This window comes from Paenibacillus sp. N3.4, assembly GCF_008017805.1.
In the GTDB taxonomy this organism is placed as follows: Bacteria; Bacillota; Bacilli; order Paenibacillales; family NBRC-103111; genus Paenibacillus_E.
The window spans coordinates 172,911-189,447 of sequence record NZ_VRTT01000001.1 but is presented as its reverse complement, the minus strand read 5'-3'; the positions used below and the strand labels follow the sequence as shown (position 1 = coordinate 189,447).

At 41.8% G+C, this 16,537-nt stretch carries 13 protein-coding genes; 11 read left to right on the top strand and 2 right to left on the bottom strand.

What is annotated here, in order from left to right:
- Positions 1 to 196: 196 nt before the first annotated feature.
- From FU659_RS00790 to FU659_RS00775, 4 genes are all read left to right on the top strand, one after another.
- Positions 197 to 1,156, top strand: coding sequence for an S-layer homology domain-containing protein (locus FU659_RS00790; RefSeq protein ID WP_147945784.1), 960 nt, complete (start codon positions 197 to 199; stop codon positions 1,154 to 1,156).
- A gap of 166 nt (positions 1,157 to 1,322) precedes the next feature.
- Complete coding sequence (locus tag FU659_RS00785) at positions 1,323 to 7,637, top strand: CARDB domain-containing protein (RefSeq protein ID WP_147945783.1); 6,315 nt, start codon at positions 1,323 to 1,325, stop codon at positions 7,635 to 7,637.
- Between the two features lie 86 nt (positions 7,638 to 7,723).
- Positions 7,724 to 8,530, top strand: coding sequence for a Cof-type HAD-IIB family hydrolase (locus tag FU659_RS00780; RefSeq protein ID WP_147945782.1), 807 nt, complete (start codon positions 7,724 to 7,726; stop codon positions 8,528 to 8,530).
- A gap of 117 nt (positions 8,531 to 8,647) precedes the next feature.
- Positions 8,648 to 9,730: a hypothetical protein gene (locus tag FU659_RS00775; RefSeq protein ID WP_261807532.1), complete on the top strand. Its 1,083-nt coding sequence runs from the start codon at positions 8,648 to 8,650 to the stop codon at positions 9,728 to 9,730.
- A gap of 66 nt (positions 9,731 to 9,796) precedes the next feature.
- On the opposite strand, the gene FU659_RS00770 is transcribed toward FU659_RS00775, so the two are convergent.
- Entirely contained in the window at positions 9,797 to 10,426 is a 630-nt protein-coding gene (locus tag FU659_RS00770) for a nitroreductase family protein (RefSeq protein WP_147945781.1), read from the bottom strand.
- Between the two features lie 224 nt (positions 10,427 to 10,650).
- On the opposite strand from FU659_RS00770, the gene FU659_RS00765 reads away from it, so the two are divergent.
- The 6 genes from FU659_RS00765 (at position 10,651) to FU659_RS00740 (ending at position 15,055) form a co-directional block, all read left to right on the top strand.
- Positions 10,651 to 10,914 (top strand): hypothetical protein, encoded by a 264-nt coding sequence (locus FU659_RS00765; RefSeq protein WP_261807550.1) that lies wholly within the window; start codon positions 10,651 to 10,653, stop codon positions 10,912 to 10,914.
- Between the two features lie 122 nt (positions 10,915 to 11,036).
- Positions 11,037 to 11,510 (top strand): 6-carboxytetrahydropterin synthase QueD, encoded by a 474-nt coding sequence (queD, locus tag FU659_RS00760; protein WP_147945779.1) that lies wholly within the window; start codon positions 11,037 to 11,039, stop codon positions 11,508 to 11,510.
- The gene (locus FU659_RS00755; protein WP_147945950.1) at positions 11,510 to 12,190 is read left to right on the top strand and encodes a 7-carboxy-7-deazaguanine synthase QueE; all 681 of its coding nucleotides are present in this window, start codon (positions 11,510 to 11,512) and stop codon (positions 12,188 to 12,190) included. Before queD ends, FU659_RS00755 begins: the two co-directional genes overlap by 1 nt.
- 38 nt (positions 12,191 to 12,228) lie before the next feature.
- Positions 12,229 to 12,954 (top strand): 7-cyano-7-deazaguanine synthase QueC, encoded by a 726-nt coding sequence (queC, locus tag FU659_RS00750; RefSeq protein ID WP_147945778.1) that lies wholly within the window; start codon positions 12,229 to 12,231, stop codon positions 12,952 to 12,954.
- 26 nt (positions 12,955 to 12,980) lie between these two features.
- Positions 12,981 to 13,658 carry a response regulator transcription factor gene (locus FU659_RS00745; RefSeq protein WP_147945777.1) on the top strand — a complete coding sequence of 226 codons (678 nt, stop codon included), beginning with the start codon at positions 12,981 to 12,983 and terminating at the stop codon, positions 13,656 to 13,658.
- On the top strand, positions 13,655 to 15,055 hold the full coding sequence (locus tag FU659_RS00740) for a sensor histidine kinase (RefSeq protein ID WP_147945776.1): 1,401 nt from the start codon (positions 13,655 to 13,657) through the stop codon (positions 15,053 to 15,055). Before FU659_RS00745 ends, FU659_RS00740 begins: the two co-directional genes overlap by 4 nt.
- Positions 15,056 to 15,111: 56 nt before the next feature.
- Here the strand turns inward: FU659_RS00740 and FU659_RS00735 are convergent, their stop codons facing one another.
- Positions 15,112 to 15,876, bottom strand: coding sequence for an SDR family oxidoreductase (locus FU659_RS00735; protein ID WP_147945775.1), 765 nt, complete (start codon positions 15,874 to 15,876; stop codon positions 15,112 to 15,114).
- Between the two features lie 101 nt (positions 15,877 to 15,977).
- Between FU659_RS00735 and FU659_RS00730 the strand changes: the two genes are divergently transcribed.
- Positions 15,978 to 16,376, top strand: coding sequence for a MerR family transcriptional regulator (locus FU659_RS00730; protein WP_261807531.1), 399 nt, complete (start codon positions 15,978 to 15,980; stop codon positions 16,374 to 16,376).
- Positions 16,377 to 16,537 lie beyond the last annotated feature (161 nt).

Below are 16,537 nucleotides of genomic sequence, written 5' to 3'. Positions count from 1 at the left end.
AAGAAGAAGTATTGCAACGTGCGGAAGAACCGCCCATGCAGTCGCTAAGTAAATGGCGATTGCGGGGCGGTTTTTTTTGCTTTTATATGGATTGATATGGATAAAAAAGGTAGACATTAACAGGAAAAATATGACATACTACCGATAATGATGAAGTCACGTTTTGGATATGAACAGATAAACAAAGGAGAGATTAATGATGTTAAAGAAACTTTTTACTGTATTAACGATGACGACCATCCTAACTGCTTGCACAAACAATGTGAGTGATGCGGCAGTTGAAATCAACTCCAGTTCGCCGATGGTTGCAAAACAGCTTTCTTTTTCCGATATTTCAAATCATTGGGCTAAATCTTCTATAGAGGGCGCTGTGAAAAAGGGTTATGTGGACGGTTACGAGGATGCAAGTTTTAAACCTGAAAAAAATGTGAGCCGAGCTGAGTTTGTAAAAATGGTGGTAACGGCAATCAAAGAACCGGTTAATGGCGCAGCAACGGGATCCGAGTGGGTTGTACCCTATATAGCAGCTGCGAAAAACAAGGGGATTTTGAGAGATTTAGATTTCCCGGCTGATTCACTAAACGAACCTATTTCGCGTTTGGAAATGTCCCGAATCGCATTACGCGCGTCGGACAGTGCTCTTCAAAACAAAGCTGTTCAAATCGATGATAAATCAGTTATGTATAACGCGGCTAAAATAGGGCTTATTCAAGGTCTTAGCGGTGGTGAATTAGGATCTGGGAAGCCTACGACAAGGGCTCAGTCTGTAACAATAATAGAGAGAGTCATGACGGTAATTAGCGGTGGAAAGTTGGAAGTTGATAAAGCGGCTGCTAGCTTTGCGGAAATCGATTTACGGGGCAGTAATTTTGATACCATGTGGGGAATCAACGTAAAGGAATTCCCTTATACTCATCATATTGGCGAAGGACTTGACATGTTTATCAATAAGGTTGTTGTTATAGATCATACCGATAGTAATTCTGCTTATTACGATCTTTATAAGGATGGCCGTATAAGCAATGGTCAAAACTCATATTCCATAGCATTTGATATAACTATGAAAAATTCTACAAAGAAAGATCACTTTAGCTTCTATCCTAGACAATCAATTTCAATGCTAGATTTTGTGGGTTCCTTTACACAAAAAAAATGATTTGAAGTCCTTTGAGATGGATCAAATAGGCGATACCCAGGGTTGGCTAGGATTCAATGCTAAAAAGGAATATATCGATAGAATATTAAGTCTAGGGAATACGCCAAGGATTGATTTAAAGGTTCAATCAGAGCAGATTAATTTTATTATAGGGAAGTGAATTTAGTTGAAAAAAGCGAATAAACAAATTAATTTAATAATTTTATTCATCTTTTCGATTCAATTACTAATTCCATTATTCGAAACTTCCATTTTCGCAGCTTCCCCACTGACAAAAAGAATATATATTAATTTTAATTCAAACACCGCTGATTCTAGTCAAAATGAATATGTATACCCTGAGAAAACTAAATCTTTTACCTTTAAATTGGATGGTCATGTCACAGGTGAAATAAAATCTTGGAAATTATTCGTTAATAATTTAGATAAAACTTCCTTGGCATCATTACAAGGTTATAACCTAAATGTTAACAATTTACAGGGGCAGATTGGACTTCTTTACAGTCAACAATCAACAAATCCTGGTCACCATATTTACAGATTGCCAAGTGGAACAGCTTGGGAACATACAGGAAAATATACTCCAATTATGCAGTTTGATGCGGATAGTTCGACTTATGATGGTAATACTTTTTCGCAATATCCGGGACTGATTCCGACAGAAGGACACGCTAGAAATAGTAGCACAATGATTTCTTATCCAGAGGATTTAAGATATGACGGTTTAAAAGGAATTGCCCCAAATTGGAATGGATATGGTGCAGGTGTCACAGCTTCATATGACCCTACTCCTCCATCTATTTTTTATCATAGTAAACAAGATTTTTTAGATAATAGCAAAAATACTATTAGCCTTAACCAAATCGACAATGCATCTATCCGTATTACAGGAGGATTTGCTAAACCTAATCTTTATTCAAATGCCGTAATCCCTTATGACTGGGGACGAACAAGCGGAGGAGAAAATTATATAAAGATTTTCAGAAAGTTTGAAAAGGGACTTTTAGATGATGGTGTTGACTATTACGGTAAACCCGATACAGGCAAAGGTGAAGATCGAAACTATTTAATGGAGGTTCAAACTGAATGGGCTGCTAATGCGTATTTTTATTCTGGCTATATTGATGTAACCTATCTAGAAATCGATAAACCCGATCTCGTAGCAATCGACATCGTTCCATCCGTTTCTTGCTTCCAACAAGGCGAAACCGTTCAATTCGAATATCAGTTCAGAAACATCGGTCCCGACACTTCAACGCCGTTCAAAGTTGAAATCAGAATCGATGGCGTCCTGTTAAAAACAGACGATTGGACTGGGGCAACGCAGGATACACCACTAGGTAGAACTTTCAGTTATAAGTTCACATCACCGTTGGAGAAGTCAATTACTGTCAAGTTAGATTCAACTAACGCGATTGACGAAGAAACAAAACTGAATAACACTATAAGTAAAGTTTTCATCCCATCTTCAAGCTGCGGACCAGTTATTACACCAGAGAAGGTTGACGGCGCCTTTACTATTGAAAAGCCCCGACTTAAGTTTGGTGAAAGCAATTCCGTTAGCGTAATTAACGTTTCCGTCACTGGCGGTGATTCATGCGCTTACTTAAACACCACCGCTAAATTCACACAAGACAATAAATTACAAACTTCAAATACGAATGGCAAAATACACTCTTTTAACGGACTGCCATATCCGAAAGGCATGGGAGTCGGATTTGTACAAGTCAGTGTCACTATCAAAACAACCTGTGGAACCGTGAAGGACTTAGGCACTAAATCATTTGAAATCTATATCGATAATTCAAAGCCAAATAGCCCTCCTGTATTTACACCGGGTTTTGTTAATCGGGGAAATGTGAATGCGATTCAGCCCTTGATTAACGTTCAGGTAGGTACACACGTAGATTTGCAAATTCTTCATACACCCGAAATACTTCCAGATACGAAAGCAACGCCTTATGATCCGGACGGGGACGCTTTCATTTACATATGGGATTTTGATAATACGAATGCAGATTGGTTGAAAACAAAATATGTGGACATGGGATGGTGGCAATACGACGAAAGATATAGCTACTTTATTCCAGACAAGCTAGGTACATTTCAGATCCAAGTCACAGCCATGGATTATCGCGGGGCATCATCGACTAAAACGGCTACAATAAACGTTGTTCCTCCCAATCCTGTACCCGTTATCAATGTTCCTTCAAGGATCGTTGAGGGTAGAACCTTTACACCCGACATTTCAGGCGCTAACAGCTATAGTCCTTTCGGATACAGCATTGTCCAATATGTATGGGGGAATAAAAGAACGATTTACCCAACATCAGGACAAGAAATAGTCACACTTGATGTAGTTGATTCCAACGGTTTACATGCCATTACTCCAGCTTCCACGACTATTAACGTACTCCCAGATTTGCCTCCCATTGCTCAAGCCTTCGTTCCACCTACAGGATTAAGAAATAATCAAATGATCATCCAGGATTCCTCGTATTCGCCAGACAATGACCCCATTCTAATTCATACCGACACCATAACCTGTGATTCTAACAATAATGGCAGTTTCGAAGATGAAACACCTGTTGCCGTCACGCGGGATGCCAATGGAAATATTTATTTTTCGGCTTCAAGAGTAGGCAAGTGCAAGCTGCACATTTTTATTCAAGAAGCAGAAGGATATAAAAAATCGGACTCGAAGGATTATTATTTTGAAATTCTAAACGATCAACCTGTTGCTACATTTGCGATGGCAGGACAAATTCAACCACCGCCTTTAGAGCTGCCAAAAAAGATCGCAACCGATACGTTCTTACAACCCAATTGGAAAACAAGTACGTTAGATGGCGATGTACCGCTAAAAGCTGCTTGGTTCAAGAACTCTTCCGGTGAGTTACAGACGGCTCCTTATTTTCAAAATTCAGATAAGTATGCCGGGCAGAGTTCCCCCTACAACGCACCTAACCCGTCTACGTTAACGGCTCGTGATGTAGCCAAAGGTGATTACGAAAAAGCCCTTCTAGGCGAGGATATCACCATTAACATGGATGCTGCATTAACACAATGGGAAATCCGACGGAACGGAACTATGATTAAGACAGCCCCTTTAGAACCAAAAGGAAGCTACTGGTATAACCCTCGACCCGAGCTTTATTCTGTAACAGAACAATATCTCTATTTATATTCCTTTACAGCATTTAGTGGGGATTGTGATGGATACGGAAATAACTGGTGGTCGATACCTATCGAAAAAATACTTGATCCCAGCTATATTCTAACATCTTGGGCAGGTGGTAATGGTCCTAAAACCTGGTGCGGCGGTTCGCCTGTTAATTCGATGCTTCCTAATACTCAATTAGGAAATCCAGTGATTAACTGGTCTTCGCCTGATAATAGTCCACTGACTATAAGTAAGGTGCTTGATAGTCGCACGCTTTGGACAGTGACCGAACCAAACACTAACTCATGGTGGACAAGTTATGACCGTACGATTCCATTTAATAGTGATTTGTCAAAGTTCGCGTACATGTTTAGATTTGGCAGTAATGATTCTTATCATCTTGAAATTAGAGATGCTAATTCGACATCTCTACTCAAAGATATAACCATAGCAACAACACCATTCTCAAAAGGAGAATTCATAGGTTATTACAAAGATATATTTCTTTTGAGTTTGGATTCGAAGGTATATGCGTATGACTTTAACGGAACATTACTGTGGTCTAAATCATCTGTTGATAAAAATAGTGCTATTTCAAAAGACGGATATTTAGTAGGTATGACAGCTTCGATTTCCGGTACATTTAAAGGAATTTATAGTTTGCAAGTTGTAGATATAAAAACTGGAAATTTAATATCTGAAGCTCCATTTATTACTGAATCGGGGCGTGATTATTATCGAGATTTTAAACCATTTACCCTTAATACTAGAATTCTTGATAATGGAAAAGTCTATGTCAGATATGGTTACTATGAGACAGATTGTTGTGAGAGTACTACAACTAACTACAAAGAGAAAATTTTGGAGGGAAGCGTCTTAAATACTGCAATTAAGGAACCATATCGCTCATATGGACAACTATACGACCCGCAAGTTACTAATCAAAATGCTGAATTCACGTACGCGATTACGTTTAAAAGTGGGACTTCCACCAAGTATTTCTCCCAAGAAACGGCTGGATTCTCCTTCCGAATTCAAAATGCAGGAAATATGTATCGGGTGGAACATAACCGCTATTCGACGAAATTAGTATCTTATGTGAATGGTAATCGTACAGTAATAGGTTCTATCGATTGGCCAATTAGTGAAAACACGCCATATAACATTAAAATCAAGTTAAATGGCACCCATATCAAAGTCTATATGAATGGCTCACCGGTATTAGATAAAGATGACACCATATTCACTGAGGCTGGCTCCTACGGGCCATATGCAGTGAAAGGAAATGTGCAATTCAAGGGAATTTCAGTATTGAATTACCCACCAACAAAGTTTATGGATAATGTGGTAGTCGTCGGTCAACCGATCGTCTATAACACGAGTTATTCAGATCCGGAGAATGATCCTGCAATGCCATCAAGAGCGAAATGGATCTTCACAAATCAGCAGCCGTATAAGTACCTAAATAATGGTGATGGTTACTCTGAAATAGCGCCAAATAACAGCTATAACAATTTGTTAGTGACTTCACCGAATCCTACACTTAGTAAGGTGGGTTTTTACAAGGTAGACTATCAAATTCCCGACGATCCATCGCCACCGGGTTACAGTTATGCGGACGGAGTATTTTCTAGTTACAGTCAATATTCAGATCCATATACCCAATTAGTTAAAGTAGTTCGAGTTCCTATCGCCCAATTTACAATCCAAAAGAACGCTAACAATACTTTAAGTCCAATTGATGCAAGTTTTGATCCTGATCGTTGGCTGAGTGCTTCAAACTACCAAGCAGGGTATGGAACTAACCGCGGGATATTCGATCAAAAATGGAAGTACACTGCCCCCGATGGAACGGAAGGTTTCGGTTTCCCAACAAATCCCAATCAAACGGGAACCTATATTGTAAGTCTAGTTGTGATGCAGGAAGATGGCATTTGGAGTGAGTGGTATGAGCAAACGGTCAATGTGCTAATACCTGTACCTAATAATCCGCCAACGGCTGTTCTCACGTTTCCAAATGGAACACAAGCGAGCCCATCCTATGTTAACACCTTAATGCCTACTATAAAATGGAATCAAAGTGATCCCGATGTTGGAACTATTTTTGCATCATTTCATGTTGTCATTAAAGATGTAAATGGAAATGTCGTTATAGACTCAGGGATTCAACCTTTAGGTACATCTGCAACGTCAGGACAGTGGACATTAGATCAATCGTTAGTAATTGGTCAAGCCTATCAAGTTCAGGTAGCTGTAAATGATGGAACTGTGTGGTCAACTTGGTCGAATATCGGATGGATGATTACCAATCGGCCACCCAAAGCGACAATGACTATACCTGATGGCACGCAATCTAATCCAACGATGTTTAGCACCCTTCGACCCACGTTGCATTGGATTCAGACGGATCCTGATCCTGGAACAACGTTTATCTATTTTCAGATTCAAATCACAAATGAAGCAAACGATACGATCATTGTGGATTCTGGTCAACAATGGCAATATACAAGTGCAACATCGGGCAATTGGACAGTCCCTACCAATCTGCCTGCTAGAGAAAAATTACGTGTGAGAGTCAGAGTTAACGACGGAATTACGTGGTCCGACTATTCTCCTCAAACCTGGTTCTATATTAATCGAGCACCCGTAGCAGATTTTGACTGGTTTCCTAAGCCGGTTTGGGAAGGTGATTTTGTTCAAATGAGCAATGGGTCGTTCGATCCGGACGGGGATGCTTTAACCTATGATTGGAAATTGGAGGGGCCTAATGGAGCCATTAGCCATTTTTTCACTAAAGATATTACCCATAGGTTCCTCTTAGTCGGTATTTACAAGGTTACACTAACCGTGTCCGATGGTATTCTTTCAGATACACGAGTTAAAGCAATAACGGCCAAGCCGCTAACGATTCTCTCGGACGTCATGTATACCGAGGATTGGCGGCTTCTACATGAGCGAAGCGGCCATCAAACGTTAATGGCGCCTAGGGATTTTTACTCTGGAGAGATATTCATGGTTTCTAGTATCAGTGCGCCTGCTGCGGTTGATGAAGTTACAGCTTGGATGGATACTGTGGGTATGGATGGGAATTCCTTATTTGTTTCTGTCAAATTACTTGTATCGAACGAAGATGCTACCCTTTTCAAGGGGGAACTTTTTGATCCGAAATTCCAGTCACTTACGGAGGGATTGCCACGAGGTATACAACATATTCATTTTAAAATTCAGTATCATAATGGTCGGGTGAAAACAGAATCAGTTCCTGTTCAAATTATTGGTAATGTGAACCAATCGGTTGGTGTACATCGTGTTCAATAACTGTCTTTTTTGTAAAACCGATGAACGGACGATAGACCTATGGTACAATAAGTCGATGAAGATGAGAGACAAGGGAGACGAGAACCTTGAAATTTAAATTGATAGCATTGGATGTAGATGGGACTTTATTAAATGATGACCATGAATTAACCGAGAGAACCATAGAGACCATTCAGGAAGTACATGATCAAGGCTGCCATATTGTGCTTTGTACGGGAAGGGCACCCGCCAGTACGCTGCCTATTCTGCAGCAGCTTGGGTTGGAAGGCACAATGATTACTCATAATGGCGCTGCAACGGTTCATGCGGACGAGCGTGGGCAGTCCTTAGTCAACGAGTTTTCATTCACACTTTCGGAAATTCAGCCTATGTTGGATTATGTGAGACGTGAGGGGATTCATTTTGATGTATGCACCTCTTTTAATATGTATATCGAACGAATTGGTGAGTATGAAAAAGAGATGTATAAGAAGTTTTTAATTAGCCCTAAGCTTGTGACTGATGTATCCGAACTAGGGCTGCCGATTGTGAAATTCACATTGTTTGGCCAACCGGACGTATTGGATCGTGTTCAAAAGGAATGGGAAGAGCAGAAACTATATGGTCATTTGCGGATGATTCGCAGCGGCGATCTGTTTATTGATGTCATGAGTGCAGAGGCTAATAAAGGGAATGCTTTAAAGGCTTTGGCTGCAACCTTAGAGGTGAATCCAACTGAGATAATGGCAATCGGCAATTATTATAATGATTTGGAAATGATGGCATTCGCGGGGCTTGGCATTGCGGTAGCCAATTCTCCTGAAGATGTGCGGAACGCCGCCGATGCTTTAACATCATCCAATAATAATGAAGGGGTTCATGAAGCCCTGTCTAAATATTGTTTACACAATTAGTGAAAAACAGGGTTGCATACCGAGGCTATCGTTCAGGCGCACAAATTCCTCATAATTTGGTCGATGTTGGGACACTCTACAAAAGAATGATACAAGATCTGTAGAGGAGGCGAGTAAGTGGTGGCCGATATCATGCTTAGACCCGATTTGAAAACAGCAGGCGGTGAAGTCTGCGATATTATGTACAATGGTGAGTTTGTCGGTACGTTAACGCTAGTCTACAGGGAATCGCATCGGCTTAAGGGCTCAATCCAACTAGAACGGCAGTCCATAACGATTGTGAATAAACAGAAGGTGTATGAATTCGTACAAACATACATTCAGCAAGTGACTGATGCACTGGCCATTGAGGAATGTGAGGTGCTTGTCAGTTATAGTGATTTTGACCTGATTATTGCAACAGGAGCTAACCTACAAACAACGGAGACCGCATGGGATTCCAGTGCGATGTCCTCTCACTTTCACGATGATGAAGTTGATTATGAGTGGGTGAGGGATGGTTCACGATTCGATGATACCGATCCGGATGGCGCAGAAGAAATGGATATGAGGGGTGGGCTTAAGAAGGAGAAGGGCTATGAACTTGTGATTGTAGGTGAGAAGAGAAACCGTGTGGACTATCACGTATATGATAATGAAGCAGATTTAATAGCTGAGGTCATGCTTCAAGTGTATGGCTCGGAAGTTGTAGGCAATATAACCTGGAAGTTTGATCCTTTTGATGAAGAAATGGACACGGTGACTGAATTAATTGTGGCTGATTTCAACGAGGATGAAACAGATACGTTTATTTTCAACATGAATGTTAATGGGGAAACGATAGATACTGTCGAACTCACACATATTGATCTTTTGGATCTGGCAGATCTACCTAACCAAGCAACGATGACTCCTCTTGATCCCAATGATTATACGATTGTTATGGCTAGAGATGATGGGGATACGCTTACGTATGAAATCTACCAGCAATCCTACGGCGGACTGCCTATCGGTACGGCCACGGTTGATATCAGTGAGCGCCAGCTAACGGGATTTATTGATTTCCGTGAACCTGGAAATTCGGATGACCGAGAGCTGATAGCTTCATTATTGATGGAAGAATTGGACAAGGAAAAAGAGTATGAAACCTTCAACGTGTCCATGCTGTATAAGAATAAGTTGATCGATGAAATTTGGTTCGAAACAGATCAAATTCATTAGTAAGGTTTTCTTCGATAAAAAAGGCATGTGTTCCATCTTCCGATGGAACCATGCCTTTTCGTTGTTTTAGAAGGAATTAGAGACGGTGATTTGATCTAAGGATAGTCGGCCTGCAGATCTTGCAGGTGAAGCTGCCAATCCAACGCTAATCAGCATGACAGGAAGGTAACGTTCAGGTACGTTGAAAGCTTCAACGAATTTGGCCGCGTCATAACCACCCATTGGACAAGTATCATAACCTAAGGCTTTGGCGGCAATCATCAGCTGCATCGCAGCAAGAGAAGCATTGCGAATGGCTTCATCACGAGCGACTTGCGGATATTGATAAGCACCTTCGATTTGTGCAACGAGGTTATCTTTCAATTCTTTGGGCATGAAGCCTGCTTCAACAGCCGGCCCGAAGACAAGCTCAGCATTTTTGTTTGCTTGAAGATCACCCAGAATAGCGATAACAACAGAGCTTTCAACGATTTGCTTTTGGCCGTACGCGATAGGGAGCAATTTCTCTTTTTGAGCTTGATCTTCAATAACGAGAAGCTTCCAGTGCTGAAGATTCCACGCAGATGGGGCTTGTGATGTCGACGTCAATAATTGCTTCAAAACCTCTTTTGGTATTTTATGTCCGGTTTGATATTGCTTAACCGAGTGACGATCTTCCAGAACTTGTAATACATCCGATTGCAATTGTGTGCTCATTATGTTCCCTCCAAGTATGAAAATTCTTTTTAGTGTGTATCTACGACAGATTTATATCCTTTCCGATAAAAGAAAAATGCTTCCATCTTCGCTAAAATCAGAACGTGATAAAATAATTAGTTTCTGTAATAATAAAAGTTATAGTTTCCGTTGTCAAGATACTCTTTCCCGATGTCTAAAAATGTTGGATAATGGAAGCAGGAAAGGGGATGATCCTCTTGAAAATGACACAAGCAGAGTTGAGTCACCTTGTTTTTTTGTCGGAAGTTGTTCTTACAGGTAAAAAGAAGAGCCTCATGGAAGAGACGCTGCAGTGCTTGCTCTATATTGTGAAATCACTTGAGGAAATAGAACTCCCCGATATGGTAGTTGACCAAATCGAACAGTTGACTGCTTTAATTGAGTCTGATCTGCGGAGTGAAAATGAGCGTATTCAGGAAATTCGTGGACACTTGGACTGGAATCAAAAAAATCGAAAAAACCCCTAACATTCTTCGCTTCCTATATCTCCTTACAAATACCAATGATTCATCCCATGCAGTGGATTGTGAGAATCGCAATCGACATGATATAATAGAAAGTACTGTTTTTTATATAAGAGGTGATAGATATGAGCTACCAAATCCCTAGAGATGTACAAATATTGGGACGAGACATCAAAGAAAATCAACTAAAATATCATCACAAATCCGTCTTGGTTTCCAAAGAGTTTACGTTTGACAGTGCCCACCATTTGCATTGTTATGAGGGGAAATGTAAAAATCTGCACGGCCACACCTACAAATTACAAGTTATTATGCGGGGGAAAGTGGATAACCGGGGGATCGCTATAGATTTTGGGGATATTAAACGGATTGCAAAAGAACGTATAATTGATCGGTTGGATCATCAATATTTAAATGATGTTTTGCCGGCGATGAATACAACAGCTGAAAATATGGTAGTCTGGATGTATGAAGAGATTCAACAAGCTCTTCTTGCTGAGCAGCTTTATCCTGCCATCCTGCTGGAAGAAATTCGGCTTTGGGAGACACCGACAAGCTACGCGGCTGTCACTCGAGCCATGATGGAGGAAGAAGCTTGATGCGAGATATCCGTATTCCGATGGTCGAGATTTTCGAGACGGTTGAAGGCGAGGGGACACGAGCAGGGTTCCCGACAGTCTTCGTCCGTCTTTTTGGTTGCAACCTGCGTTGTACTTGGTGTGATACCAAATATAGCTACCCCCCTACGGAAGCAGATACGGTCATGACGATTTCCGAAATCGTCAGCAAGGTCTGCACATTCCATTCGCGGCATATTTGCCTTACCGGTGGTGAGCCGCTTTTGTATGGAGAGAAGTCACTGGCTCTAATCGAGGCGCTTGCAGAACTGGATCATATTGATGACCTGCATATAGAGACGAACGGGGCCATCGATCTCTCCCTTTTTGCAGAGCGCGTGCTTTCGCCAAAGGTGCGATATATTATGGATTATAAGCTGCCTGATTCCGGTGAGATGGAGCAGATGATCGTTAGCAACCTTGCGCTGCTCCGCGAGCAGGATGAACTAAAATTCGTTATCGGCTCCGATCTGGATTTCCGTACCGCGGTTGAAGTGTTGGAACAGTATCCGACGAAGGCGCTTCCGATGTTTAGCCCAGTGTGGGAAACGATGCCGCCGCGCAAGCTTGTGGAGCTTATGCTGGAAGCCGGCTTGTCCAAGGTGAAGCTCAACATGCAGCTTCACAAAATAATTTGGGACCCTGCAATGCGCGGTGTATAGCTAATTAGTCAATCGAATAAAAAGAGGTGGCTTTCAATATGAATGCAAGCAATAATCTAGAGAACAAACGAGCTGTCGTTATTTTGAGCGGCGGTTTAGATAGCACGACCTGTATGGGACTGGCCAAAGAGGCTGGTTATGAGCTTTACCCGTTATCCTTTGATTATGGACAACGTCACAAAATCGAGATCGAGAATGCCAAGCAAGTTGCTGAGCATTACGGTGTCGGTCGTCGCCACAAAATCATTAAGCTTGATTTTCTACGTGATTTCGGCGGAAGTGCACTGACCGATGAGCGGATTGAGGTGCCTCAAATCGTGAATGGTCAAGCTCCTCATTCAGAAGAATCGGAAATTCCGGTTACCTACGTGCCTGGTCGCAATTTACTTTTTCTTTCTATTGCGACTTCATATGCAGAAGTAACAGGCTCTGAAGCCATTTATATCGGTGTAAATGCGCTTGACTATAGCGGTTATCCGGATTGTCGTCCGGCATTTATCCACAAAGTCGAGGAAGTCATTGCGTTAGCGACAAAAGTAGGCGTCGAGGGAAAAGGGATTACCATTGAAACGCCTTTGATGGAATGGACCAAAGCTCAAATTATCGAAGAGGGCTTGAAAATTGGTGTTCCTTACGAATTAACAACCTCATGCTACAACGGAAAAGCGGAAGCTTGCGGTGAGTGCGATAGCTGTCGACTGCGTTTGAAGGGTTTTGAGGAAGCGGGATCGACGGATCCGATTGCTTATATGGGCGAGAGATAACACAGTAAGAGAGAGGTGAGTGATCCTTGGCCAAGATCCTGGTTGTAGATGATGATTCAGATATCCGTGAACTGATTCGTGTTTATTTGGCCAGAGAGGGCCTGGACGTGATAGAAGCAAGAAATGGGCAAGAAGCATTGACGTTTCTGGAAACGGCGCAGGCTGATCTTGTCATTCTGGACATTATGATGCCGCTCATGGATGGCTGGGAGTTGTGCCGTCAGATTCGTTCCCAATATAATGACCTACCCATACTCATGGTAACAGCCAAAGGAGAGTCAACGCATAAAGTGAAAGGGTTTCAGCTTGGAACAGATGATTATGTCGTAAAACCATTTGACCCAGTCGAACTGGTTATGCGAGTTAAGGCTTTGCTCAAGCGTTACCGAATTGCGTCCTCCCAGAAGGTGCAAATGGGTGATATCGTGATTGATCGAACGACATTGGCGGTTCGTGTTCAAGAACAATTAATTGTTCTTCCACTTAAAGAGTTTGAGTTATTGTATAAATTGGGCAGCTATCCGGCGCAAATTTTTACAAGGACCCAGCTTATTGAACAAATATGGGGAATGGATTATGAAGGCGATGAGAGAACCGTTGATGTGCACATCAAACGTCTTCGCGAACGCTTCGAACCGATAACGGATCAATTCCAGATTACAACCATTCGTGGATTAGGCTATCGTCTTGAGGTAAGGCTATGATCAAAACCTTATATTTACGAGTTGTACTCGTTTTCTCAGCAGTTGTAGTGATAAGCGTTCTACTAGCTTTTCCCATAGCTATGCTGTTGTACACCGACCGAATTACAACGGAAGTCCAAACTTCACTTTTGAAAATTGGTCGGCAGCTTGTAATGATGAGCGATGAGTTTAAACCTCAGGATTTGAATACCTTTTTGGAAGCCAGTACAGAATTGAATGATAGTTATTCCTTGACCCTCTACGATACAAACGGTAACCACGAATCATTTGGAGTGGCAAAAAAAGGCGATTACGTTCATATCGATCCGCTTGAGGTTAGAAAAGTATTGAGTGGCGATATCTACAAGAGTGTTAATGTCAAATATGGGATATTCGAGAATGCGGTAAGTGTAAAAATTGGCATTCCACTAACGGTGAATGCAACGAATTATGCCATATTTCTAGCCCCCAAGTTCACCGAGGAAGCCAGAAGACAGAGCCAAACGGCGGTTGCATCCGTGCTCTTTATTGTTTTATTAATAGGTAGTTTTCTTATTCTTATCGCTTCCCGTTACATTGTAAGCCCCGTAAAAAGACTGACGTTGGCAACCAATCGTTTGGCCCGAGGTAATTTTAACGTGAACATCAAGGTGAAAACGAAGGACGAAATCGGCTTGCTGACCGAGAGTTTCAATCATATGGCCGGAGAACTCAAACAGCTTGAGCAGATGAGGCAGGATTTCGTGTCCAACGTGTCCCATGAAATACAATCACCTTTGACGGCCATCCGCGGTTTCTCTAAAGCGTTAAGACAAAATGACATTCTAGAGGATGATCGTCTTCGCTATTTGGAAATCATTGAGCGTGAAAGTGAAAGATTGTCTCGATTAAGTGAGAATTTATTAAAGCTTGCTTCGCTGGAATCTGAGCATCATCCTTTTCATCCCACAATCTTTGATTTAGATGAGCAGATTCGAAGAATTGTTGTTTTTCATGAACCACAATGGTCAGAAAAACGGATTGATATGGATTTAGCTTTACCGAGGGTGAAAATATCAGGGGATGCGGATCAATTAAGTCAGGTTTGGATGAATATCATCGGCAATGCCGTCAAATTTACCCCTCAGGGTGGGCATATTTATGTAAAGCTCGTCCCTTTAACTGACCGAGTTGAGGTGCGTATTCAGGATAATGGCATTGGTATTCAGGAGGAAGACCAAGGAAGGATTTTTGATCGATTCTATAAAGCGGATCAAGCTAGATTGCGTGAAACCGGTGGAAGTGGTCTGGGTCTTGCCATAGCTCGAAAGATTATCGATAAACATCAAGGCACTATTGAAGTTCAAAGCGAGTGGGGAAAAGGCACCTTATTTATTGTGACCCTACCTGTAATGACGTTTATGCCGAAAAAATCATAAATAATGAACACCTTGGAAGAGAACTTCCAAGGTGTTCATTATTTAAATTCTGTAGATTAGAGAAACATGCCCCCAGAAGCCTCGATACGCTGCGCGTTCACCCAACCCAAATCGGCCGTGCACAAGGACGCGACAACCCCGCCGATATCGTTGGCTTCTCCAACTCTTCCTAATGCCGTTTGAGAGCCGATAAATTCCTGTATCCCCTCATTATCTCTCACCGCGCCACCGCCGAAATCCGTAGCGATCGCTCCCGGGGCGACGGCATTGACCCGAATGCCTCTGCGTCCCCATTCTTTGGCCATGTACTTCGTCAATATTTCGATTGCGCCTTTCATGGCGGCATAAGCTCCGTAGCCTTCAAGCGCAAAACGAGTTAAGCCCGTTGAAAGGTTAATGATCCTTCCGTTATCGGCAATACGGGAAATCAGCTTTTGTGTCAGGAAAAACACACCCTTGAAGTGAACGTTCATCAAGTTATCGAATTGTGCCTCTGTTGTTTGCGCAAGAGGAGCATTCAGTCCAAATCCAGCATTGTTGATCAAAAAGTCGAAATGCTCTTGATTCCAATTTTCTTTAAGTATGTTTGACAGTTGAGATTCAAAAGCTTCGAAAGAGGATACGTTACCCGTATCTAGTTGCAGTGCAGCAGCTTTTCGGCCATTGCCTACGATTTCTTTGACTACCGAATCTGCTTCTTCTTTTCGGGTATGATAAGTGACGATGACGTCGATTCCTTTGTTGGACAGCGCAATGGCAGTATTCCTGCCTAGACCTCTGCTACCTCCTGTTACTAACGCGATCTTTTGAGTTGTTTCCATTGTCCATTCTCCTTTAATTATGTGATTGACCACTTGATTTTTCTAATTATGTGGACTAAAGTGATGATATCACTTCGAGTTAACTCTAAGTCAAGGGGAAGGTGAGGAAAATAAATTTTACCATTAACGAGGTAGCCAATAAATTCGGACTATCCGCACACACGTTGCGATTTTATGACAAAGAGGGTCTTCTTCCCTTTGTTGAGAGGAACAAATCCGGTAACCGAACGTTCACCGAAGGGGATCTTAAATGGATAGCAATGATCTGCTGCCTGAAAAATACGGGCATGCAGATTAAAGAAATCAAGCAGTACAGTGATTGGTGTACGCAGGGAAGCGGAACGGTGGACGCACGCAAAACGATGCTCACTGCGCACCGTAGTCAAGTATTAATGCAAATTGACGACTTGAAGAGAAATCTTGAGCTTATTGATTCGAAAATCGCGATCTATGAAGATCCTGATATGGCCCGAAGGATGGACGACCATCTGGATAGATAATATCCGAACAAGCAGCCTCTTTTAGGCTTTCCAGTAGCCTAGGATATGATCCTAGGCTTATTTATATTTTCTTCACAGTTGGTTTTTCTTATTTGTTCATATTGGGTTCATATTTCACGTGTATCTTGTAGTAACGAACATTTGATGAAAATGTTGCAAAG